21 protein-coding genes are annotated in these 19,565 nt (G+C 65.8%); 5 read left to right on the plus strand and 16 right to left on the minus strand.

What is annotated here, in order from left to right; genetic code table 11:
- Positions 1-38: 38 nt before the first annotated feature.
- From ACDELDRAFT_RS01075 to ACDELDRAFT_RS01085, 3 genes are all read right to left on the minus strand, one after another.
- Positions 39-545 carry a lytic transglycosylase domain-containing protein gene (locus tag ACDELDRAFT_RS01075; protein ID WP_005792875.1) on the minus strand — a complete coding sequence of 169 codons (507 nt, stop codon included), beginning with the start codon at positions 543-545 and terminating at the stop codon, positions 39-41.
- Positions 546-707: 162 nt separating this feature from the next.
- Complete coding sequence (locus tag ACDELDRAFT_RS01080; RefSeq protein ID WP_040327677.1) at positions 708-1,205, minus strand: hypothetical protein; 498 nt, start codon at positions 1,203-1,205, stop codon at positions 708-710.
- A gap of 202 nt (positions 1,206-1,407) precedes the next feature.
- On the minus strand, positions 1,408-1,716 hold the full coding sequence (locus tag ACDELDRAFT_RS01085) for a DUF5983 family protein (RefSeq protein WP_005792877.1): 309 nt from the start codon (positions 1,714-1,716) through the stop codon (positions 1,408-1,410).
- Between the two features lie 119 nt (positions 1,717-1,835).
- Here ACDELDRAFT_RS01085 and ACDELDRAFT_RS01090 point away from each other — a divergent pair, with 119 nt between their 5' ends.
- Positions 1,836-2,081, plus strand: coding sequence for a helix-turn-helix domain-containing protein (locus ACDELDRAFT_RS01090; RefSeq protein ID WP_005792878.1), 246 nt, complete (start codon positions 1,836-1,838; stop codon positions 2,079-2,081).
- A gap of 29 nt (positions 2,082-2,110) precedes the next feature.
- Here the strand turns inward: ACDELDRAFT_RS01090 and ACDELDRAFT_RS01095 are convergent, their stop codons facing one another.
- Genes ACDELDRAFT_RS01095 through ACDELDRAFT_RS01115 form a run of 5 tightly spaced genes read right to left on the minus strand, consistent with a single transcriptional unit; the run spans position 2,111 to position 7,456 of the window.
- Positions 2,111-2,734, minus strand: a complete 624-nt coding sequence (locus ACDELDRAFT_RS01095) for a DUF4400 domain-containing protein (protein WP_005792879.1) — start codon at positions 2,732-2,734, stop codon at positions 2,111-2,113.
- The gene (traD, locus tag ACDELDRAFT_RS01100) at positions 2,731-4,632 is read right to left on the minus strand and encodes a conjugative transfer system coupling protein TraD (protein WP_005792880.1); all 1,902 of its coding nucleotides are present in this window, start codon (positions 4,630-4,632) and stop codon (positions 2,731-2,733) included. Before traD ends, ACDELDRAFT_RS01095 begins: the two co-directional genes overlap by 4 nt.
- 1 nt (position 4,633) lies before the next feature.
- The gene (gene mobH, locus ACDELDRAFT_RS01105) at positions 4,634-6,424 is read right to left on the minus strand and encodes a MobH family relaxase (protein ID WP_005792881.1); all 1,791 of its coding nucleotides are present in this window, start codon (positions 6,422-6,424) and stop codon (positions 4,634-4,636) included.
- A 54-nt stretch (positions 6,425-6,478) separates the two neighbouring features.
- A complete protein-coding gene (locus ACDELDRAFT_RS01110) occupies positions 6,479-7,141 on the minus strand; it encodes a FlhC family transcriptional regulator (protein WP_005792882.1) in 663 nt (220 codons plus the stop codon).
- A complete protein-coding gene (locus tag ACDELDRAFT_RS01115; RefSeq protein ID WP_005792883.1) occupies positions 7,142-7,456 on the minus strand; it encodes a hypothetical protein in 315 nt (104 codons plus the stop codon).
- Between the two features lie 345 nt (positions 7,457-7,801).
- Here ACDELDRAFT_RS01115 and ACDELDRAFT_RS01120 point away from each other — a divergent pair, with 345 nt between their 5' ends.
- On the plus strand, positions 7,802-8,473 hold the full coding sequence (locus ACDELDRAFT_RS01120) for a S24 family peptidase (RefSeq protein ID WP_232504683.1): 672 nt from the start codon (positions 7,802-7,804) through the stop codon (positions 8,471-8,473).
- Positions 8,474-8,539: 66 nt separating this feature from the next.
- Here ACDELDRAFT_RS01120 and ACDELDRAFT_RS01125 read toward each other — a convergent pair whose 3' ends face one another.
- From ACDELDRAFT_RS01125 to ACDELDRAFT_RS01150, 6 genes are all read right to left on the minus strand, one after another.
- Positions 8,540-9,604, minus strand: a complete 1,065-nt coding sequence (locus tag ACDELDRAFT_RS01125; protein ID WP_005792885.1) for a DUF932 domain-containing protein — start codon at positions 9,602-9,604, stop codon at positions 8,540-8,542.
- 271 nt (positions 9,605-9,875) lie between these two features.
- Positions 9,876-10,880, minus strand: coding sequence for a DUF7146 domain-containing protein (locus ACDELDRAFT_RS01130; RefSeq protein WP_005792886.1), 1,005 nt, complete (start codon positions 10,878-10,880; stop codon positions 9,876-9,878).
- Positions 10,867-12,483 (minus strand): ATP-binding protein, encoded by a 1,617-nt coding sequence (locus ACDELDRAFT_RS01135; RefSeq protein WP_005792887.1) that lies wholly within the window; start codon positions 12,481-12,483, stop codon positions 10,867-10,869. The genes ACDELDRAFT_RS01130 and ACDELDRAFT_RS01135 overlap by 14 nt, the downstream gene beginning before the upstream one ends.
- Positions 12,484-12,549: 66 nt before the next feature.
- Complete coding sequence (locus ACDELDRAFT_RS01140; RefSeq protein WP_005792888.1) at positions 12,550-12,882, minus strand: hypothetical protein; 333 nt, start codon at positions 12,880-12,882, stop codon at positions 12,550-12,552.
- 11 nt (positions 12,883-12,893) lie between these two features.
- The gene (locus ACDELDRAFT_RS01145) at positions 12,894-13,142 is read right to left on the minus strand and encodes a hypothetical protein (RefSeq protein ID WP_005792889.1); all 249 of its coding nucleotides are present in this window, start codon (positions 13,140-13,142) and stop codon (positions 12,894-12,896) included.
- 43 nt (positions 13,143-13,185) lie between these two features.
- A complete protein-coding gene (locus ACDELDRAFT_RS01150) occupies positions 13,186-13,797 on the minus strand; it encodes a hypothetical protein (protein ID WP_005792890.1) in 612 nt (203 codons plus the stop codon).
- A gap of 490 nt (positions 13,798-14,287) precedes the next feature.
- Between ACDELDRAFT_RS01150 and ACDELDRAFT_RS01155 the strand changes: the two genes are divergently transcribed.
- Both ACDELDRAFT_RS01155 and ACDELDRAFT_RS01160 read left to right on the plus strand, forming a co-directional pair.
- Positions 14,288-15,073, plus strand: coding sequence for an AcaB family transcriptional regulator (locus ACDELDRAFT_RS01155; protein ID WP_005792891.1), 786 nt, complete (start codon positions 14,288-14,290; stop codon positions 15,071-15,073).
- A 435-nt stretch (positions 15,074-15,508) separates the two neighbouring features.
- Positions 15,509-15,745, plus strand: a complete 237-nt coding sequence (locus ACDELDRAFT_RS01160; RefSeq protein ID WP_005792892.1) for a helix-turn-helix transcriptional regulator — start codon at positions 15,509-15,511, stop codon at positions 15,743-15,745.
- A 59-nt stretch (positions 15,746-15,804) separates the two neighbouring features.
- Here the strand turns inward: ACDELDRAFT_RS01160 and ACDELDRAFT_RS01165 are convergent, their stop codons facing one another.
- Together ACDELDRAFT_RS01165 and ACDELDRAFT_RS01170 are read right to left on the minus strand one after the other, a co-directional pair.
- Positions 15,805-17,049: a DUF1173 domain-containing protein gene (locus ACDELDRAFT_RS01165; protein ID WP_005792893.1), complete on the minus strand. Its 1,245-nt coding sequence runs from the start codon at positions 17,047-17,049 to the stop codon at positions 15,805-15,807.
- Positions 17,050-17,054: 5 nt separating this feature from the next.
- Entirely contained in the window at positions 17,055-18,287 is a 1,233-nt protein-coding gene (locus tag ACDELDRAFT_RS01170) for a site-specific integrase (RefSeq protein WP_005792894.1), read from the minus strand.
- A gap of 13 nt (positions 18,288-18,300) precedes the next feature.
- On the opposite strand from ACDELDRAFT_RS01170, the gene ACDELDRAFT_RS01175 reads away from it, so the two are divergent.
- Positions 18,301-19,557, plus strand: a complete 1,257-nt coding sequence (locus ACDELDRAFT_RS01175) for a recombination directionality factor (RefSeq protein ID WP_005792896.1) — start codon at positions 18,301-18,303, stop codon at positions 19,555-19,557.
- Positions 19,558-19,565 lie beyond the last annotated feature (8 nt).

The following is a 19,565-nucleotide window of genomic DNA, read 5'->3' on the forward strand; positions in this document are numbered from 1 at the left end:
CGCGCACCGGCGGCCCAATGCGTCGGGTGTCGCGTGCTTCATGGCGCGACCCTCACGCGCAGGCCCGGGCTTTGCGCGGCGACGACGGCAGCCTTCTGCCGGGGACTCGCATCCGCGGTACGCGCGGATGGCAGATGCCGGTACACCTTCCAGGCATAGGTGGCTCTGGCCTGCGTGCAGGCGTCGCCTTTGAGCTGGGTGCACGCGGCGTTGTAGGCGCCCACGGCGTTCCAACTGACGCCGTGGCGAGCGAAGCTGTCGGCCATCAGCCAGGCCCCCACCTGCAGGTTCACGCAGGGGTCGTACAGATCGGCCTCGCGGATGCCGAAGCCGGCCAGCCGGGGCAGGTGCCGGCTGTTGATCTGCATGAGACCGATGTCGTAGCTGCCCGTGCGCTTCTCATGCGCGCGGTTCACCGCGCGCGGGTTCAGGCTCGACTCGGTGCGTGCGACGGCATAGAGCAGCTCCGGCGCAATGCCGTAGCGTTGCGCGGCCGCGTCCCAGCACATGGCCAGGGCCGGCGCGGCCGGCAACAGCGCTACCATGAAAACGACAACCCAGCGCATCCGACACCCCCCAATGGTTCAGGACAAGCCCGCTGCGGTGCGGGCACGGGGTGAGGACCGGCGTGCCGGTCAGGGTATTGGCGGGTGAGCGGGGCGGGAGCCCGGGAGGTCAAAGCGGGTGAGCGGCACCAAGCCGCGAGGTCATCGCCGGTGTCGCGGCGCGAGCTGGGTCAGGTGGCGCTCCACCATGTTGCGGCGCGCCTGGACCAGCACGGCAGCGCCGGAGGCATCCTCTTGCTGGCACAGCGCCACGCAGGCCGTGGTGAGCTGGTCGAGCTGGAACTTGGGGTTGGGATGCCGGTTGGCGGGCGAGCACTGCAGGTCGTGCAGCAGCTCGAACTGGGGACGCCACAGCGACTCGCGCCGGCGCGGCGTGGTGGGCGAGCGCATGACCAGCGCGGTTCCGAGGAAGCCGAAGATGCGTTCCGCGGCGTCGTCGCTGTTGAAGACGAGGGCCACGCAGGCACTGAGCAGATCCGGGATGCGGAACGTGGGAGCGACGTTGCTCTCGCTGCGCAGCAGGGCATAGAGCCAGTTGTGCTCCTCCAGCCATAGGCGCGTCTCGACCACGTCGCTGGAGTCGGTGGCGCCTTCGCAGGCATGCCCCGTGGGGCCGGTGTTCGGCATGGCAATCAGCATGGCATGGGTCCTCGTGTCCTGGCGTTCCATGAACGCGCGCATCGGCGCATGGACAGAGAATAGGAGGGGGCTTCATGCATGTCGCCCGGGAATGAAGCTGAACTCAGGGGTGTTTCGCGATCAGCGTCTCAGGGTGTCCGATCTGATAGAACGCGAGTCACGGAAATGCGTTGAGATTCAGTGAGTCCACTCATCACTGACCTCATGGCGTGAGAGCCTGGGCATCGAATATGGGAAGTCCGTCAATGACCGGTCCCTCGGCGTCGAAGAAGAGCCACTCAATGCCGGCGCGTGTCGAGATGTCCCAGATGAGTGAGAGATCAGTCTCGATGGGAGTGCGGTGTGGTGGCGATCCGACATACACCAGTCCGCCGAACTCGGTGGGATAGGCGTTCACCGACAGGTCGTTCTCTTGCAGACCGGCGCGTGTGGCCGGCTGCAGATGGGACAGTGAAAGTACGGTGATCGACTCCGCCAATTCCCGGAGGCGGTCGATGCAGGCTGTGGTCATGGTCGTGCCCTCGGCAAAGGCGGTACGTCAATGCAATTCCGATCACAGGCTCTTCCATCCGTCGGTGATGTGGAAGATCGTCCGTGGTGTGATTGGCATCATATCCCCACCATGCGGGGATGCCCATTACCTCGCCTCGGCACGCCAACGACCCGGTGCTCATCGCACTGGGCGCTGCCATTCGCCGTAGCCGACTCGCGCGAGGCATCTCTCAAGAAGAACTTGCACACCGCAGTGCCATCGACCGTTCCTACATGAGCAGCATCGAACGCGGCGGCCAGAATCCCGGGATCGTCTCCGTCACTCGTATTGCAAGAGCGATGGAGATGACCGTGACCGAATTGATGGCCGAAGCCGAGTTGTAGCGGTCAAGAGCCAAGGTCCAAGAGCGCAGTCACGCCCGCCGATGAAAATGCGTGAGGGCACGGCCTAGCAGCACCATCATTGCGATGGGCGACCCGGCCAGCATCGCTGGGTGCACTCGGATGGGCAGCACGAATGCGACGACCGTCGCGCAGCCTGTGATGATCAACAGAGAGCACCACACGGCGAACATCTCCGGGTCATGCAGCAGGAACTCCTTGGATCGGACCACACGAAGCAGGAGGCCGTCGATGCCCGCGGCCAGCGCCAGTGGGATCAGCCAGGGCAGCCATTCCAGCAGACTGGAAAGGCGGTAGCTGGCGAGCATCAGCAGCGCATCGACCGAGCGGAAGTAAGTGTTGTTGAACAGGCGCTGGTTGACCGAGCCCATCTCGGCAGCGACGGCGCGGTTGACGCCCTGGGGCTTGGGCATGTCCCTCAGCGCCGGGAGGGGACTGGCCTCGGCGGCATGGGACTGCATTTTGATGGCGCGATCCAGCATCCGGTAGGCGGGCTCTGCGCCCCAGAAGTCGACCGCCACCTGGTGCTCGCTGCGCAGCTGCTCCAGGAAGCGTTCGGGCGGATGCACGGCAGGCACGTACAGCACCAGGATGAGCAGCAGCACGAGGGAGATGACGGCGACGGCCCGGATCACGCGGCCGCTCCTCGCGGCTGCACGTCCGCATCCGAGTTGATGATCGGGAACCGGCCCTTGATGATGCGGCCGCCCGATACCGAGGCGAAGTACTGCAGGTTCGGCAGCTTGCCCAGGATGTCCGCTGGCACCACCTCTTCAAAGCTTTCGGTGAGCTGGGTCGAGTAGCTCGACGAGAAATCCCCGATGTGGGTGTCGGCCCCGTGGCTCAGGCCGACGCGCACCGTGTGGATCGCGGTCTTGCCGAAGGTCTCGACCACGAAGTCCTGCGTGGGCCGGTCCTTGGTGCGCAGTGCGATCAGGTTGTTCAGGTTGCCCAGCGCCATGCGCGCCGCATCCTCGCTGCCCAGGCGCCGCGCCAGGTCGGCCAGGGTCTGCATGGCGCAGGTGGCGAAGATGCCGCCCTCGGCGCCCTTGTTCAGGATCTCGATCAGCGGCTGGTTGATGACGTTGCTGACCTCGTCCACGAACAGCGAGATGCGTCGATAGGTGCCGAGGTTGTAGCGCATGCCGGCGCGGGCGGCCTGGTCGGCCAGGGCCAGGGCGCCGATGGCCGAAGCGACCGACGGATCGGGCAGCGAGTCCAGGCACATGTATAGCACATGGCCGCCGCGCTCGATCTTCTCGAAGTTCATGATCGGGCGCGGATCGTCAGCGTCGAATGGATCCGGTGAAAGGCTGCGGCCCAGGTCGCCCGAGGTCAGCATCGAGAGGATCGGCAGCAGGTTCGCCGTGATCTTCTGGTAGTGCTCCCGGTTGTGGCGGAACGTGCGGACCTGGGCGTCGAGCACCTTGCTGCGCTGATTCTGCGCGACGTGGTGCTCGTAGTAGGCGACGAATCCCATCAGGTCGGCGCTGGCTGCCTCGGAGGGTCGGCGCATGTTGCCCCGGTGCGCATCGTGCAGCAGCTTGCGCATCTCGGGCTGGTCGCGCCAGCCATGGCCCAGCAGCTGCTCGTAGAAGCGCCGCAGCGAGGCTTCCAGCACCGGTTCGATGCCGCCCTCGATGTACTTGGTGAGCTTGATGAGGTTCGGCCGTTCTTCGAGCTCGACCAGGCCTTGCACCACGACGTTGACCGCGTCCCAGCCGAAGGCCGTGAACGCCCCAGCCGTGTCGGGCGGCATGATGGACTGGATGCGCGATGCGATCTCGGTGGGCTTTTGCCAGTTGAAGGTGAAGTCCAGGCGGACACCGCGCTCCGGAAAGGCGGGGTGGAACTCCATGAAGGTGTCCGCCTCGCGGTAGTCCTCGCAGGCGCGCTCGACCACCCGCTTGAGGCGGCGGCTGTTCTTGGGGTCGATCACGATCACGACGTCGCCGCGGCACACGGCCTGGGTGATCAGGTTGGCCAGCGCCACGCCCTTGCCCGACTGCGTGGTGCCCACCAGCAGCGTGCCGCCCTCGAAGTTCTGCAAGGGCCGGTGCAGCGGGTGTTCGGTCGGCTCCACCCCATGGATGTAGGGCAGGCCGATCTCGGCATCGGGCTGGGCCGCGCTGCCTTGCCCCATGGCGTGCTGCAACCATGGGGGCACGTTGAACTCGCGGTAGTCCACCTTGGCGAGCTCGTACAGGCGCTGCGCATGCACAGGCCGCCACTCGAAGCCGAAACCCAGGAAGACCTGTGCTGGATCCGTGCACAGGCGGCCCAACTCCTGCGAGCTCAGCACCTGGATGCGGCGCCCGCCGAGCGATCCGCGCAGCCGCAGGATGCGCACCGCCTGGGCTGTCCGTCGACACGCCATCAGCAGGCAGACGGCAGCGAGCGCCAGCGCAGGAAGAACGGGCACTGGGCCCGTCAGTGCGATGACCGCGAAGTACAGCGCGGCAGCCAGCCACACCAGGCCCGCATGGGCCTCGAAGGCGCGCCGCCAGGGCATCTCGTAGCGGCGCACCAGCATGTCAGAGGCCTCGGTGCGGTGTGGCGGCTGAGCCGGAAGGTGCGACTACTTTCCCCTCGGCGGCGCAAGCAAAGGCCTTCGGATCTAGGCCTTCGAGATGCACTGGCGCCAGGATCACGCCCACAACGGTGTCGTCACGAATCTGGCGCGAGACCGTTGGCGGGCCACCTGGCTGTGCACGGCGGATCATCCTGATGTCGTCCAGGGCGCGGATCGCGATGCTGGGCTGTATGCCGCGTCGCTCGAAATCGGCCAGCGGCACGAAGATCCCCTCGGCCACGGTGCAGACGTCCGAGTTGGCGGCGCTGTCATTGAGGGTCGCCACGATCTCGGCCAGGACATTGCGCACGGCAGGGTTCAGTCGCATCGGAGCCCGCAGGCGGATGGCGAGTGGCTCCGGCCCCGAAAGTAATGCAGCGGGCGCTTCATCCAAGGGGACGACCTCTTGCCGCGCAGCCAAGGGCGCATCGGTATTGCCGGTGGCATCCAGCAACGACAGCTGTTCTTCCGGCGCGGCTGCCGTGGTTGCTTCGGGCAGGGCAGTCGCTGGAGGCGAGGGCGTGGTGGCCGTGGCGGCTCGTGAGTCTCCGGCTGCCACTGGCTTCGCGTTCGGTACCTGGGCCTGTGGCTTCGCTGGGGATGGTGGCGGAGCGAGAAGGTGAGTCGTCAGGGCGGCGGGCTGGGGATCAAGGCCTGTCAGCAGGATCGCCGCGTTGGCGAGCTTCACCGCTTCGATCGGCGTCTTGGCGCCCGGTGGTTGTATGGCCCAGGTTTCCCGGCCTGTGCCGACGGCCACCAAGACCTCGGCCTCGAGCAACAGGTCCAGCAAGGTGTGGGGTGACTTCGGGATGCCGGCCAACTGGTCGCTCTCCAGCAGCGACAGCACGTCCTCGGCCGCTCCGGGCCAGACCAGGAACAACCCCTCGGGCCCGAGCCAGACGCGGCTCTTGTCACGGTTTGCAATCCACGCGGAATGGCCAGCGGCGAGGCGGCGCAGCGCGTCCACGAGATAGCGCTCGAGGTGAGACCCGTACTGGGGCTTGCCGTAGCGGTCGGCGTTGGCCAGCAGGTTGCGGTCGATGACCAGTGCCATCGACCGGCGCACGAGTTCGTCCAGGACGTTGTGCTCACGGTACTGGGGAACGCCTGCGATGCTGGCCAGGAGCTGCGACACCACGATGGAATTGCCGTCGCCCAGCATCTGCAGCACTTCGGCCGGAACGACATGGGGCAGGGCGAACAGGCCCGTGCCGCGAGACTCGCGCGCATTGGCGCGCCAGCGTACGAAGTAGCGCTCGGCGCCTTGCCGTTCCAGCCACGGCGCCAGGCCGCCCAGGAAGGCGGGCCATTCCTCGCCGTCGGCGGTGGTCACGATCAGGTGGGTCAGGGTCCGGTGCAGTTCGCAGCACAGGCCACCGATGAAGGTCGCGATGCGCCAGCGCGGCTCCAGCTCGCGGCGCTCGGAAATCGTCGCGCGTCCCGAGAAGATGTGCGCGTCCGTACCCTGAAGGCTGAAGAAGGCTGTCTCCAGCCCGAGCTGCAGCAGGCCGCCTGGCGTGTGGAAGTAGTTGTCGGCGGTGGCGGGCAGCAAGTGCACGAAACCTGCGTACCCGTGAACCAGCGGCATCAGCTCGCGTTCGAAGGTGACTCGATCAGCGCCGAAGCACAGCTTGATCCGGGCCAGGAGCGCTTGCTGTGCCGCGATGACCGCGTCCAAGGGCACGGCCTCGAAGCCGGGATCCGAGGATGCGAAGGGTTGTACGGCGGCGCTGGAGGAGGTGCCGGGAGCCATCGAAGAATCTCCGCGCCTGTGCGGGGCGCATGGACATTCATTGTTCAGAGATGGCTAGGTTTCGGCTGCTGGCAATGAGGGCGAAGTGGAGGGGGTTTCGCCATTGGCTTCCGTGTGCGAGCCCGGAACAGGCATCAGATGGGCGATCAGATCCTCCGAAACCGGCGGTTGCTCGGCGAAGGATGCGGTGAGGCGCGGATCGCGGGCGTGTCGGTCGACCAACTGGCAGAAGGGGCAGGGCCGTGCCGTCGTGTCGGTGCCCCCCAGCGCATCCAGGAATTCGCTACCGCAGCGGGCGCAGGATGCCAGGCGGAAGCTCGGGACCTTGGCGATCCACAAACCCTCGGTGTGGGCCGCGAGGTCGAAAGCCCGGTCGAAGCTGATGCGAGGCGGGGGCCTGTGCATCGACTGGTAGTAGCGGTACGCACCGACCAGGGCTTCAGGCGCCGGAAATCCCAGAAAGCGCATGCGCCGGAAGTTGGCGATGACGACGGACGCTTCGATCCGTTGCAGGAGGTTGGCGTTGTGGTACCACTCGCGGGAATTCGGCGCCCTGCCGCAGGGTGGTTGGGCGTGCGCATTGAACAGCAGATACAGCAACTCGCGCGGACGCAGTCCAGTGAGGTGGTGGATCGTCCGGATGCGCGCCCCCAGCGCTGCACAGTCACGGGCCAGCTTTAGCGTCCGTATGCGCTGGCTGATCTTGGTGCCCGGCATCTATCGGGACACCTGAATGTGCATGGACGGCGCAGGGAGTGGCGAACGCGCGGCGGCGAGGGTGCCCACAAGTGGCGGCGGGGCGTCGATCAGCGCGACAAGGTCGGCCCGCGGCACGAACAAGGACGTCTGGCCGACCGCGTGTACCAGGCTCCAGACTTCGGCGGGACTCATCGTGCGCAGGCGCTCGGCCTGGGCCGCATGCAGGCTGAACTTGCGGCAGGTCTCCACCATGTCGCGTTCCGCGCCGACAAGGATGGCATGGAGCAATTGCAGGTTGGTGGATTGCACATCGGATAGAAGCAGGTGGCACATGATCGTTTCCTCGATGCCCCTCTGAGGGGAGTGTCAACAATGTTTCACGGGTACTCGATTCAGATGGATTGGTGGTCAGGTTTGAGTCAGCATATGCTGTGACCTGTGAAGATGTGCACATCATTTGCTCCTTTCGCGACGACGCGCTGAAAGCGCCACCGGAAAGGACAAGGATTGGCGGTCGATTTCGAAACCGGCCACATTCAGTAACAGAAGTAGCGGTAGAACACCCGCCTTTGACTTCTTTGCGCAGGAGAAGATGTGACTGCCAAGACAATGTCGTTGGGATCTGCAGTACCACGCTCGCCTGCGGATCGGCGAGGACGGTTGGAAGGCGCCCGTGCCGTGAATCGCGCTGGCCGTTCTGCGTCGGCATCCCCGCCGGGTGATCTCGATCTGGTTCCCGGTGTGCGTGACCGTCTGCAAGCCAGGCTGGCCGCCATGGGCGTTCCCGCCGACAAGACGGTTTCGCACGTGGCTGGGATCACGCATCGTGCCTCCCAGAGCGTGCGTCGATGGTTCGACGCCCCCGAGCCCGGCTTGCCGGATCTCGAGTCGTTCGCCCGGCTGTGCGCGGGCCTGGGTTGCAGTGCGGACGAGATCATCGGCGCATTGCGCCCGCAGGCCGAAGATCAAGCCCACTGCACGCAACTCATCCAGGTGGCCAATTGCATCCAGGCCATTGCCGATTCGCTCGCCCATCGCGGCCAACTGGGCACACCAGTGCAAGTGCCCGGCGACGAGATGGCGCCCCACCTGAAGGCGGGCGATCTTGTCTTCGTCGATTCGACCGTGACCGAACTGGCTGGCAATGGAATCTATGCGTTCACCTGCAATGGCAGTCTGCTCATCCGGCGGGTCGAACGGCGCATCGACCGGAGCATCGTGCTCAAGTGCGACAACAAGGCCTACCAGGACTACGAGTGGACGAGCGCAACGGCGGCCGCAAGGCGCCGCGTCAAGATCCTCGGCAAGGTGCGCAGCGCCATCAGCGTGAAGGTGTTCGGAGGCCGATAGGCACGGATGCGCGGAAACGGGCGAAAGGGGTTCATCCCCTTCCGCCACGCTTCAGCTACATGCCGACTACGCGGCCTCGGCCAGCGGTTTCCATTCGGCGGCCGTCAACTCGATCAGCTTGCCGCCCAGGGCTTCGAACTCGGTGGCCCGGTCGTAGTCCTCGACTTCCTGGCTGAAGTGGGTGACGGCGTTGACCAGGCCGTAGCCCGACAGGTCGCCTCCCGCCACCAGATGGCGCAGCACGCCGGAGCGCTCGGCCTCGTTGAGCGTGTAGCGCTGCGCCAGCACCTCGACGCTGTGCACCGGATCGCCCGCCAGCTGGATGCCCATGGTTTTTTGCATCTTCGCCGCGGCCTGGCGGAACGTCACCTCGGACACCGCCGCCTGCACGACGTCGCGGACCTTGAGGAAGAAGGCCTTGTCGTCGGCCTGCAGGGTGTCGTCCTGGTAGACCGTCACGCCTTCGTCCTCCTGGCTGAGCGAACGCCCGACGTGGGTCTTGCGCAGGGCGCGGTCCGCGACGATCAGGCCGTTGCGGCACACCAGCCGGAACAGCAATGGCTGCACCGACAGCGTGCCCTGGCCGACCTCGGAGTTCGAGATCGCGATGCCAGCCTGCACGATGTCGCCGGGCGCCATCTCGAACTTCAGCTGCGGCGTGACGCACTTGATGTACATGCGCGTCTCGGTCAGCTCCACCGACTCGAACCGCAGCTCGGGCAGGCCCTTGAGGATGGGCAGGACATGCACGGCCAGGTCGTAGTTGTCCAGGCGCCGGTAGCGGTCGGACAGCACGGCACGCACCTGCCCGTCGAGGGTGCGCAGCAGGCGCCGGTCGGGCTCGCTTTGCAGCCAGGTGTTGACGTTGCGGTCCAGCAGCGCCGGCTGGTTCTCGCGCATGCGCTCGAAATAGGCATACGGGATGTTCAGCTTGTCGGCGAGCTGGCGCCGCGCGAGCGGCGTCACGCCATACGTCGCGGGCCCGCTGGCTTCTTCGACCACGAGGGTCGTTCCGCCGCCTTCGCTGGTGCTGTGGCGCACCAGCGGCGAGGACACCACCAGATCCTTCTTGGTGTTGAGCTGGCGCTCCAGCTCCTGGGCCAGGTTCAAGAGGGTACGTCCGCTTCTCATGACAATCTCCTTCGGTGAGGAAAAAAGCGGGGACGGCAGAGCCCCGGCGGGGATGCACATCCCCGCATGGGCTGATGAAGGACCGGCGAGAGCCGGTCCACGATGGCGCAACCGTGGTTGCGCGAAGAACTCCAGGGCTGCCTTCGCCGCATGACGTGTGTCATGCGGCCTGGTCTGGCAGCGACCAGCGGAGAAACCTTTTCGGTGCAGGCTCAGATCCGGAACCTGCGCTGAAAAAGCCGGGAGTGGGCGAACCCACCCCCGACGAACGTCACGCGGCGCGCAGCAGGCTGGCTTCCTGCCGCTGCCGCCACACGTCGGCCCAGTCCGAGCCCGCCTGCCGGGGCAGGAAGACGCGCACCGTGCGGGGGCCGCTCTGCGCTTCCTCGCGCTTGAGCCGGCGTGCCACGGTGTAGGCGCTGGCCTGGCCCGTGTAATCGCCGTCGGCATCGTTGTCGCCGTAGATGCACACGCTGCGCACGGTGTCGGGCACCCAGAGCTTCTCGAGGTTGCCCGCGCTCAGCGCGCACCAGACCGGCTTGCCGGTCGCCAGGAACACGGCGATGCCGGTCTCGATGCCTTCGCAGACGGCCAGTTCATCGGTCGCCTCGGCCAGCCGCACGGCCGCGCCCGAGAAGCCGCTGCAGAGCACCTTCTTCGCATCGGGTGCATCGAGCTTGCGGCCCGCGCTCAGGTAGGTGCGGTGCAGCGTCACGGCGCCCTGGGCATCGCGCACGCTGGCCAGCATCGCGGGGTACTCGGCCACCTTGCGGGCCTTGGCCGCTCTTTCCTTCTGGTAGTAGCCCAGTGCGGGATGGAAGCGCAGCGACGGCGGGTAGCTGGTCAGGGCCAGCCCGCGGCCGCGCAGGTAGCGGTCCACCTCGTCGCCGAGGGTTACGGGCAGCGCCTCGTTCCAGATGCGCTGCACCAGCTTCTTCATCCGCTCCGGCGCCGCGCTGTCCACCGGCGCGGCCGGCGGCAGCATGCCCAGCACTTTCTCGACCGCGCACAGCGCCGCATGGAAGTCCATGCCCTTGCAGGCCTGCAGCAGCTTGAAGCCACCGCCCGGGCCACATTTGCGGCAGTGGTAGTTCCCTTCGCCGTACTTGTCGGTGTACTGGAACCGGTCCACACCGTCCTTGCAGAGCGGGCAGGGCATGGGCTTACGCTTGAGCATGCGTTCGTCCAGGCCCAGGGCGCCGAGCACTTCGGTCCAGCGTCCGTGCGCACGCTGCTTGACGGCCTCCACGCGGGCGGCGTATTCAGCGTTCTGCATGGCCGTCTCCACTGGCCGATAGCTCCACCAGGCATCCGGGCGAGGAGCCGGTGCCCACCGTGATTTCGAACCGCCTGCCGTGCAGCAGCGGGTACCGGCCCAATGTCAGCTCGGACAGCAGAGAACTGAGCGTGCTGACCGGGTCGGTCGACCGCAGACGCCGGATCAGATCGGCCAGCACATTGCAGTCAGCCTCCATGTCGTCGTCGCGCACGTGGTCGTGCTCATCGCGGAAGTCCGACAGCTGGCGCACCGCCTCACCCGAGGTTTCGCCCGCGGGAACGAGGATGACGTCCTCCTGGCACACTGCTTCGTCCGCGATGATCGCCTCGTGGTCGCCCACACGCACGCGGACGGTGTCGCAGAGAATGACCAGGGGCCAGACCCAGCGGCCTTCCAGCTTGGTGCGCGCGGCTTCCGCCTGCGCTTCGATCTCGGCCGATTGCAGCTCGATGTAGCGGACATGGGGGTGGATCCAGTGGTCTCTGTCCAACTGGTAGGCCAGGGCGACGAGCCATTGCTTGCTGCGGGCGAGCATCCAGTGCCCTGCGTTCTCGCTGGTGGGCCAGCCCAGGGAAACCAGCGTAACCCGGCCGGACTCGATGTCCTGCCGCGTGGGGGGCTCGGCCACCGTCTCGACATAGTCGCGCTGACCATAAACCGTCTGGACAGGATAGCCCGTGATGCTCTCGAACAGCGCAGCAGGCAACTCGTCCATGTCGTTGAGCAGGTCCAGATGGCCCCACTGGCGCATGGCCTCGAAGTAGGTCGAAACGAACTGCCGTGCCTCGAGCTGCGACTTCGCCACCACGAGGATGGCGCGCCAGGACTGCTTGAGCTGGGTCTCCACGCGCTTGAGCTGCTGATCGGCGTCGATCAGCATGTCCCTGTCGGGAAGACGCGCCATGAATTGCCGCGGGTCGAGATGGACGACATTCGCCTCGCCGGCGTTGAAGTACATGGGCCGATGCACACAGAAGCCCTGCAGGAAAATCAGGGTTTGCCGGGTCGCCTTGCCGCTGTGGTTGCCCGAGACATGCACCGCGCCGATCGGCGTGGAAGTCAGGGGCAGGTGATCCTCGGCGTAGCGGCGCTCCAGCGTTTTGCCGTTGAACACCACATCGACCGGGAAGCCCTGGCAGAGCGTTTCTATGCGCTGCTCGAGACCGTCGACGTCCGCGCCGTGCAGTTCGATGAGCGTGCCGGTCTCGGCCTGCTCGCTGTCCAGCACTTCGAAGGTTTCGCGCCGCAGGGCCGCAGCGGTGTCGATATCCGCGCGCTGCCGGCCCGAGGCGACCACGATGCGATCGACCGCGTAGAGGCATTTGGTGAAGCCGATGCCGAAGGGGTGCTCCTGGGCCACCATGCCGTCGTCCCAGCCGGACTCATGGAAACTCAGCAGCTTCTGGAAGTCCTCAATGCCCCGCCCATCGTCGCGGATGCGCAGCACCCGCTCCTCGGCCAGGTGGTCGACGGCGATATGGCGCGCGCCTGCGCGACGGGCATTCTGCAGAAGCTCGGTGACCAGCGTGAACCGGTCGGTGAAGGCGAAGCGCTGGTTACGCAGCACGCCTTCTTCGTTGATGCGGACTTGGATCTTCATGGAAATCTCCCGAGATGCCAGCGCACCGCCCGCATCGCGGGCGAGCCCGCTGGTGGGTGGTGAAAATTAGGTGCGGCCGCTCCTATCGCGGGGCACCGAGGCGGTGAACAACTGGCCGTAGGCCAGGGCCTGGGCCAGGCTGTGGCGCTCGAACTCCCAGGGCAGCAGGTGCCGGTAGTCCAGCACCTTGCCGCCGGCATCCAGGCGCTCGACCTTGAAACCCAGTGGGTGCCAGTGCACCCGATAGGGCAGGCGGTCGGCGCCGGCGATGACGAAGCGACGGCCGGCCTGGCCGGTCAGCACCTCGCTTTCCTTCACGAGGTATTCGATGTCGCCCAGCGCGTTAACCGGGAGCCAGGTGCTGGCGCGGGCTGCGCGATGTGCCGTGGTGTGGTGCATGACGTGGCTCCTCATTGATCGTCTGGCTGGCAGACGGATGGGGAACAGGCCGCCACGGCACCAAGGCGCGCGGGCAGCGCGTCGGGCTGTGATCGTGCGGCACCCTCCGGCGCCGCGCAAGGCGGCGCTGAGCAGGGCAGCCGCGGGTCATCGCGCATGGCTTCTTCCATCGCGACGGCATCCTGGTAGTCCAGGTGGCCGGCGAGGCCGTAGGCCACGAAGATCGCCAGCAGGCAGAGAACATCCTTCCACGAGGTCATGGCGGACTCCTTTCGAAGTTGAAGGTGGGAGCGCGGAGCGCTCCTACGGAGAGGGGCAGGCAAAGAGATCGCCCTCGAGGGAGACGCGCCTGACTTCTTCGTTGATCCACTGCGGGTTGCGGGCTAATCGCGCCTCTACCCAGTCGGGGTGGTCCACGATGGCTTCGCGCACCCACACGGGATAGCGCAGCAGCGTCTGATGAAGCCACTGGGGGATCGCGAGACGAATGAAGTCCCGCACCTCCTCGGCGTCGACCAGGCCGCAGTACGGCAGTGGCGACAGCGGGCTGCAGGCCACCACGCGTAGGCAGGACACGAAGCTGAACGGCCTCAGATCCTTGTCGCGCTCGGTGAAGACCCAGCGCAGCGTGTCGAACTTCTCTTCCAGCGGCGTCTCGGGATCGGCCAGGCGGCCGATCTCTTTGAGCAGCCGCCAGTGCAGCAGCACGACGTCTTCCTCGCTCCATTCAATGGGCTGGCCTTCATCCGCGTCGAGCGACGCGAGGGTGCTCAGGGACGGGGCAGGTGGCGCGTCACCGGCTTGCAGCCGGTGGAGCAGCGCACCCATGAATGGCGGCGAAAGCGGCGGATCCCCGAGAGGGGCGCAGACGGGGGGAACGGAAAAAATCTCGGGTGCAAAGCTGTGGTGCAGCATGGTTGGCTCCTTGGCGTGAAAGCGGGAGCCAACGCACCGATCTAGGGGCGATTAGCCCCAAGGGGTGGATGGGTGGACAGATCCGGTATGGGGATCGAAGACTTCGGGGCTGGCTTGGATGGCAGCGGGATGCGCTGCGGGGCCGGTGTGCCAGCAACCGGCGGGGGAAGCTTTCGGCGCCAGGCGAGGGAGTGGTCGCCCTCGGGGCCGGCCTCGAAAGCCGCCGGCGGGAAGCGCTACGTCGAGACAGCGGTCCTGTGCTTCGCGCTCAGGCCGTGTCGATGGAAACTCCAGGGCTTGCCAAGGGTGCAGGGCCAGCTACTGCATGCTTCGCACGGTAGAGGGCCGCTCCTTACGCGTCAATGCCCGACAAGCCCGCAATGCCTGCCAATGCCGAAAGCAGCCTGAGTTGGTGGCCGTTTCGCGTGGCGATGCTTGGGCGCTTGGCCGATCATTTCTCCGAACAGCGCTGCCGCCGGAGGACTCGACCATGGCCGATATCGATTTCGTCAAGCATGACCAAGGGGGCGTCAACGCCCGCATCCTCGCGAAGGAAACCAAGGCCGACTTCCGCCGCGTCGAAGCGGCGTCGTTGAAAATCAAGGCGAGCTTCTCCAGCGCCGAAGGCAAGCGCCTGTTCATCCGCTACTTCAATACCTTCCAGCTGGGCATCCACTTCATCTCGGTGATCTCGCGAACCCGGCTGAACCACGACGACGTCAATAAAGTCGAGACGCTGATCCGGTCGCAGATGGACAAGGTCGCCGAGGAACTGAACAAGGCGATCGACGGTGCCGAGGCGCTGTTCCATGCCAATGGCATCACCAGCACCGCGACCTATGACACCGTGCCCTTGGATCTGGAGGTCGGGGTGCTGTCGTCGAGCAGCCGCCGGTATCTGGAGGTTTTGGGAAAGCTCGATCAGCTGATGCCGTTGCTGCAGACGCTCGAGATCCACGAGGTCATCACCCAGCAGGCAGTCGACGTCGAAAGGGCGGCGCTCAAGCGCAAGGTGCGGGATGTCGCGAACGGGGCGCGCAATCTGGCGACCCGACTGCGGCGGGAGATGAATGCGCTGGACGTGCGCCGCCCAGCGGGCGACGGTGGAAGTTCAGCCGATGCCGAGAGCCAGAATGCCGACGAACGGCAGCCAACAGGCGAGGCCGCAGCCAGCATCCCATCGGAAGCCGATGCCGGGCAGGACATGGCGGTCGCCGAAGACATCCTGCCATCCTCGTCCCCGGTAACCGACGCCGCCCCGGCGGGGGCGGCGTAGCATCGCGCTGTCTCCACGGGAAACTGGCCGAGGACAGGTGCGATTGCCCGCTCCGCGTTGAACGTAGCTGGTACGCAATGAGCCCGCGAGGATAAAGTAGTGGACAGGGGTGTGTGATTGCATCGTCGCCCCGCACCACCTGGTAGGCCAGGTGCGTCGCAGTCGTCACCTGCCTTCAGGCCGCGTTCCCACTCGGCCCCACGTATCGAACACTACCCTTCGCCCCGTTCTGCTCTGCGCTTCGCGGGCGGGCGGTGTTCGTGATCTGGCGATTCAAACCCATCCATACCCATTGCCCTGTGCCTGACCGGAACGCCTGCACAGCGGTAGGAGTCTCGCGTTCCTCGGCAGCGAAAGCTTTTCCAGACCACCTTCGCTGCGACAGAGCTGGTCATACCCCTGCACCTTTGGCGATTGCCAAGACAAGGAATGATCATGCAAGTTATCTCGACTATCTCTCCCGCTCAACCTACCCATCAGGCGGAGCGGCCCGCATTGCCCGAGACGGGCTTCGTCCGCCAGAAGTTGCTGCTGCGCTTCATTCCGTTCTCCAAATCCACGCTCTGGCGGCGCGTTAATGCCGGCGGGTTCCCAGCTCCGATCCGCCTGTCGAGGGGGATCACGGTGTGGCGCGCAGAGGATGTTAGGCGTTGGATTGCTGAGCAGAATTGAATGTCTGGCAGATTCCGGTTGCTAGAGCGTACGCAGGCAGCTGGAATCTCGGGTGGAGGTCAAAGTGGCTGGCCCAATGTTTTGGGGGGCAATGGCGGTATCGGTAGGGCAGTGTGCCAGTGCCAGACGGTTGCATTGCCGTTGGTGTGAATCGCCTTTTCCTTGAGGACTCGGTCCTTGGGACTCATGAACTCGCTGGTCAGATGCAGAGGGATGGGCGCGGCACCGCAGTCCAGCAGCAGGGCATTTGGAAAGGCCGCCGCAGCCTTGGCGTCATAGCGCAGCGGTTTCAGAAAGCGCCGTTTCTGGGCGATCAGGCCGTCGATGAGCGGCAACTCGTGGACCCCGTCCACGGGAATCCATTGTTCACTGACCAGCATCAGGCTGGCGGCGTCGATCTCGTAGGTGAACTCCCGCCGGGCATGGATCAGTGCCGCCATGATGAGCCGAGCGGGGTGTCCGGTGTCGGCATCGCGGGCCTCCAACATCGCTGCATAGGTGCGGGCCAAACGATCCCAGGCACGCGTATCCATCAGGAGCGGAGCGTCCGGCATGTGGCGGATCCAGATGCGGCAGCCACGCTCACTGCGTTCGCAGGCCTTAAATTCGCCGATCACCAGTGCCAGCGGGGCCTGGCCGCCATGGGGTTGCAGCACTGCCAGCTTGGCGCGTCGGCGTTGCGCGATGTCCGCTTTCGCGGGTTCGCTGAAAGGCTCGGGGACGTAGAGTCTTTCGGCCAGGGATTTGCCCTTGACCTCGATGTCCGCCGCAGCCTCGAGCAGGTACTTGCATAGCACGCCCTGGTTCCGCTTGCCGGCCATGGCCGGTGTCCACCGGTTGAAGCCGGCTTGCTCGAACAGAAAGTGCATGACGGCTCTGAGCGTCATGCGCTTGCGCGGCACGGAAACCTCCCCCGGTTCATCCGGCTCGCCACGCGCCACGGCGCGTCCGTGGATGCGCGTCCACGGAAAATCGACGCGAAGCTCGATGTGGCCGGGATGCGTTTCGAGAACGGCATCGCCCATCAGGTCACCCAGCCCCGAATAGGCGTTGTCGGGCTCATAGGACGGGCACAGTGGATGATGGGACTTGCCGGTATCCGGCATGCGCTTCACGAGGTACTGGCGGTGCCGCGCCACATACATCTCGATCCCGTCGGGCGTGCACAGGCAGCGCGGGCGCTCCGCCGAGTCGTGAATCTGGGCGAGCGCGTCCTGCAGGCCCGGGTCGGTGACCTGCCAGATCCGGCCGCGGATGGCGAACCGCTGCACATCCGGCGAGAGATCGGTTGTGGCACCGCCCATGGCCGCTACACCAGATCGGTGGTCAAGGTATCCAGCGATGGCAGTCGGCGAGGAAACTGCTCGCGCACCGCACTGCGATCGGCGATGCCCAGCAGCAAGCCGACCTGGGACTCTTCCGCACCCCTGGCATAGAGGCGGTCGGCCACGGTATGGCGCACCGTGAGCGCGGTCACCTGCTTGAGCTCCGCGTAGCGGAAAAGCTTCCGATAGGTCTCCTGGATGGCGCGGCAGCGGAACCGCTTCTGGCCCTCCGCCCCGTAGGGCTTGATCTCGAAGCCCTGGCCACTCGCCGACAGAAGGAGCCGGCTGGCCGGATCGAGTCCTCGGTACTCGCCATCAACTCCCAACCCCTGCCGGTCCGAAACGCGTTCGGCGAGGTAGGCATTCAACGCTTCCTCAAGTCGTGCGCTGCAGAAGAAAAGCGGACGCTCTCGCCCGGTGATGGCGACATCCGGCCGGACGCAGGAGCCTCGGCGCACACTGCCGTCGACATGGAGATAGTCGCGGACTTCAAGGCGAGCGATCTCCAACGGCCGGGCACCCGTGGCGAAAAGGATGTAGTAGAGGGCCAGGTCCTTGTGGGGCTGTTGACTGCGGCCCCGAATGCGCAATGCACCCGCAGTGATCTCCTCCTCGGTGAGGACGCGGATGTGCCGTGCGTGGGACGGTGGCGTAGTACCCAATTCGTCCAGGGCTGCGTGGATGGCTTCGCGATGCATCCGGAGTCGGCGCACGAAGGCGGCGCCCTCCACATTCAGTCCTGCGATGCCGGCGGTCGAGGCGACATGGGCGGCGACAGCCTTGATGCGCCGCTCGACGGCCGTCCGCGTGATGCCGTGCTGGGCCGCGACGGCATCGTAGGTGCCTCCTTCGAGAATGCTGCGCAGCATCTCGATCGCGAGCGCCCAGGAGCCTTGCCGCGCCCCTTCTGTGGGTTCGATGGGTTCCTCCGCTTGCACGCTATCGCTCCTTGTTGCTGCAGTCTGGTCCATAGGTCCATGCTGAACAATGGCCTGGCTGCGCGCCAGCCGAAACCGCCGCGAAATGCAGGGGGTTTCGGCATCAGCCAAGTGTGCGCCTTGTCCGAACAGACTACGCGTCAGGCAATTCCGAAGAATCAACTCGGGAATGTCGTGGCTGTACTGCCTTGCATATTCGATGCCTTGGAGGACGAAGTCAGGGGTTGATGGCGGCCCTATCGGCGAGAGCATGAACCATCGGAATTCCCCGACGTTCATCAAGGAGCACTCCATGGCACAAGCCATCATCACGGTGCAGGGCGGATCGGACGCGCTGCCGACGCTGCTGGGCCAAGCACCTGCACGCATCCCCACAGGCGGCAAGATCCGCCCCGGCATCATGGTGCTCACGCGCAAGGCGGCCGAGCAGCCCGAGGCCAAGGCCATTTATACCCAGGGCGTGGCCGAAGGCCGATCGTTCGAGGCGATCGAGAAGGCGCTGGCGCAGGCGCTGCCCCAGCTCAGATCCCCATTGGTGCCTCGCAACGTACCGTGGTTCACGGTGCGCGGCTCGGATTTCCCCAACCCCGAAATCGCCCGCGAGATCCTCGACATCTATGGCGAGGATCGGGGGCAGGGTCACCGGCTGTACCGCATCCCGGTCGTTTTCCCATCCGACCACTGGCAGACCGTGATGCCGCACGAGCTGGCGGCATGGAGTACGCACGAAAAGCGCTTCTGGTCGCAGTATTCGCCCGACGGACAGGTGCGCCACTGCATGCGCCATGCACCGGTGCCGGTGGACGACACCGGGCGGCGCACGATCCGCATCTTCGGCGGGCGCAAGACCGTGCCCCGAGAAGAGAACGGTGGCATCTGCAACCCCGAATCCTGCCCCGAGTACCAGGCCCGCCAGTGCAATCTCACGGGCCGCTTCCTGTTTTTCATTCCCGGCATTCGTTCGATCAGCGCGCTGGAGCTGCCCACCACGAGCTTCTATGCGATGAGCGCGGCCATCCAGCGCTTCCAGGCCATCGCCCAGATGCGCGGTGGACGTATCTCTGGGTTTCTGGGGCGCGACCGCACGACCTTCTTCCTGACCAAAGTGCTCAAGGAGGTGCCGCACATCGACGAACAGGGGCGGGCGGTGCGCGTGCCCCAGTGGATCATCGAGCTCGAAGCGCCCGTGGACGTGACCGCGCTGCTGCGAGACCACGAGGATGAGGAGGCCTCCATCCAGCAAGCACGGCTGGTCACGCAGGTGGTTGAAAACTCCCACATGCCTACAGACGTAGTGGATGCACCGGCCGAAATCGGCGAGGCCGCGCAGCGCCCCGGTCGCCCGACGCTCGAACAGCTGCTGGACAAGGCGCAGGCGATGGGCGTGCCGCGCGAACGCTACGCGGCATACGCGGATCGACGCTGGGGCCGGGGCTGGCGGGTCAACCCGCATGGCCGTGGCCGTGCCTGGGATGAGCTGCTGAGGTACTACAACGATCCGGTGGGCTATCTCGACAAGATCGACACCGAGCTGAATCAAATGGCATGAACCGGGGA

The sequence above is a fragment of the Acidovorax delafieldii 2AN genome (assembly GCF_000175235.1).
GTDB lineage: Bacteria > Pseudomonadota > Gammaproteobacteria > Burkholderiales > Burkholderiaceae_C > Acidovorax > Acidovorax delafieldii_B.

Coding starts and splice junctions, on each gene's coding strand:
- ACDELDRAFT_RS01165 (WP_005792893.1), bottom strand. CDS start 17,049: ATGGGCGGTGCCACAACCGATCTCTCGCCGGATGTGCAGCGGTTCGCC.
- traD (WP_005792880.1), bottom strand. CDS start 4,632: ATGCTGGTGCGCCGCTACGAGATGCCCTGGCGGCGCGCCTTCGAGGCC.
- ACDELDRAFT_RS01090 (WP_005792878.1), top strand. CDS start 1,836: ATGCCCATTACCTCGCCTCGGCACGCCAACGACCCGGTGCTCATCGCA.
- ACDELDRAFT_RS01140 (WP_005792888.1), bottom strand. CDS start 12,882: ATGCACCACACCACGGCACATCGCGCAGCCCGCGCCAGCACCTGGCTC.
- ACDELDRAFT_RS01155 (WP_005792891.1), top strand. CDS start 14,288: ATGGCCGATATCGATTTCGTCAAGCATGACCAAGGGGGCGTCAACGCC.
- ACDELDRAFT_RS01085 (WP_005792877.1), bottom strand. CDS start 1,716: ATGACCACAGCCTGCATCGACCGCCTCCGGGAATTGGCGGAGTCGATC.
- mobH (WP_005792881.1), bottom strand. CDS start 6,424: ATGGCTCCCGGCACCTCCTCCAGCGCCGCCGTACAACCCTTCGCATCC.
- ACDELDRAFT_RS01150 (WP_005792890.1), bottom strand. CDS start 13,797: ATGCTGCACCACAGCTTTGCACCCGAGATTTTTTCCGTTCCCCCCGTC.
- ACDELDRAFT_RS01175 (WP_005792896.1), top strand. CDS start 18,301: ATGGCACAAGCCATCATCACGGTGCAGGGCGGATCGGACGCGCTGCCG.
- ACDELDRAFT_RS01130 (WP_005792886.1), bottom strand. CDS start 10,880: ATGCAGAACGCTGAATACGCCGCCCGCGTGGAGGCCGTCAAGCAGCGT.
- ACDELDRAFT_RS01075 (WP_005792875.1), bottom strand. CDS start 545: ATGGTAGCGCTGTTGCCGGCCGCGCCGGCCCTGGCCATGTGCTGGGAC.
- ACDELDRAFT_RS01080 (WP_040327677.1), bottom strand. CDS start 1,205: ATGCTGATTGCCATGCCGAACACCGGCCCCACGGGGCATGCCTGCGAA.
- ACDELDRAFT_RS01170 (WP_005792894.1), bottom strand. CDS start 18,287: ATGAACGTCGGGGAATTCCGATGGTTCATGCTCTCGCCGATAGGGCCG.
- ACDELDRAFT_RS01125 (WP_005792885.1), bottom strand. CDS start 9,604: ATGAGAAGCGGACGTACCCTCTTGAACCTGGCCCAGGAGCTGGAGCGC.
- ACDELDRAFT_RS01110 (WP_005792882.1), bottom strand. CDS start 7,141: ATGCCGGGCACCAAGATCAGCCAGCGCATACGGACGCTAAAGCTGGCC.
- ACDELDRAFT_RS01160 (WP_005792892.1), top strand. CDS start 15,509: ATGCAAGTTATCTCGACTATCTCTCCCGCTCAACCTACCCATCAGGCG.
- ACDELDRAFT_RS01145 (WP_005792889.1), bottom strand. CDS start 13,142: ATGACCTCGTGGAAGGATGTTCTCTGCCTGCTGGCGATCTTCGTGGCC.
- ACDELDRAFT_RS01135 (WP_005792887.1), bottom strand. CDS start 12,483: ATGAAGATCCAAGTCCGCATCAACGAAGAAGGCGTGCTGCGTAACCAG.
- ACDELDRAFT_RS01115 (WP_005792883.1), bottom strand. CDS start 7,456: ATGTGCCACCTGCTTCTATCCGATGTGCAATCCACCAACCTGCAATTG.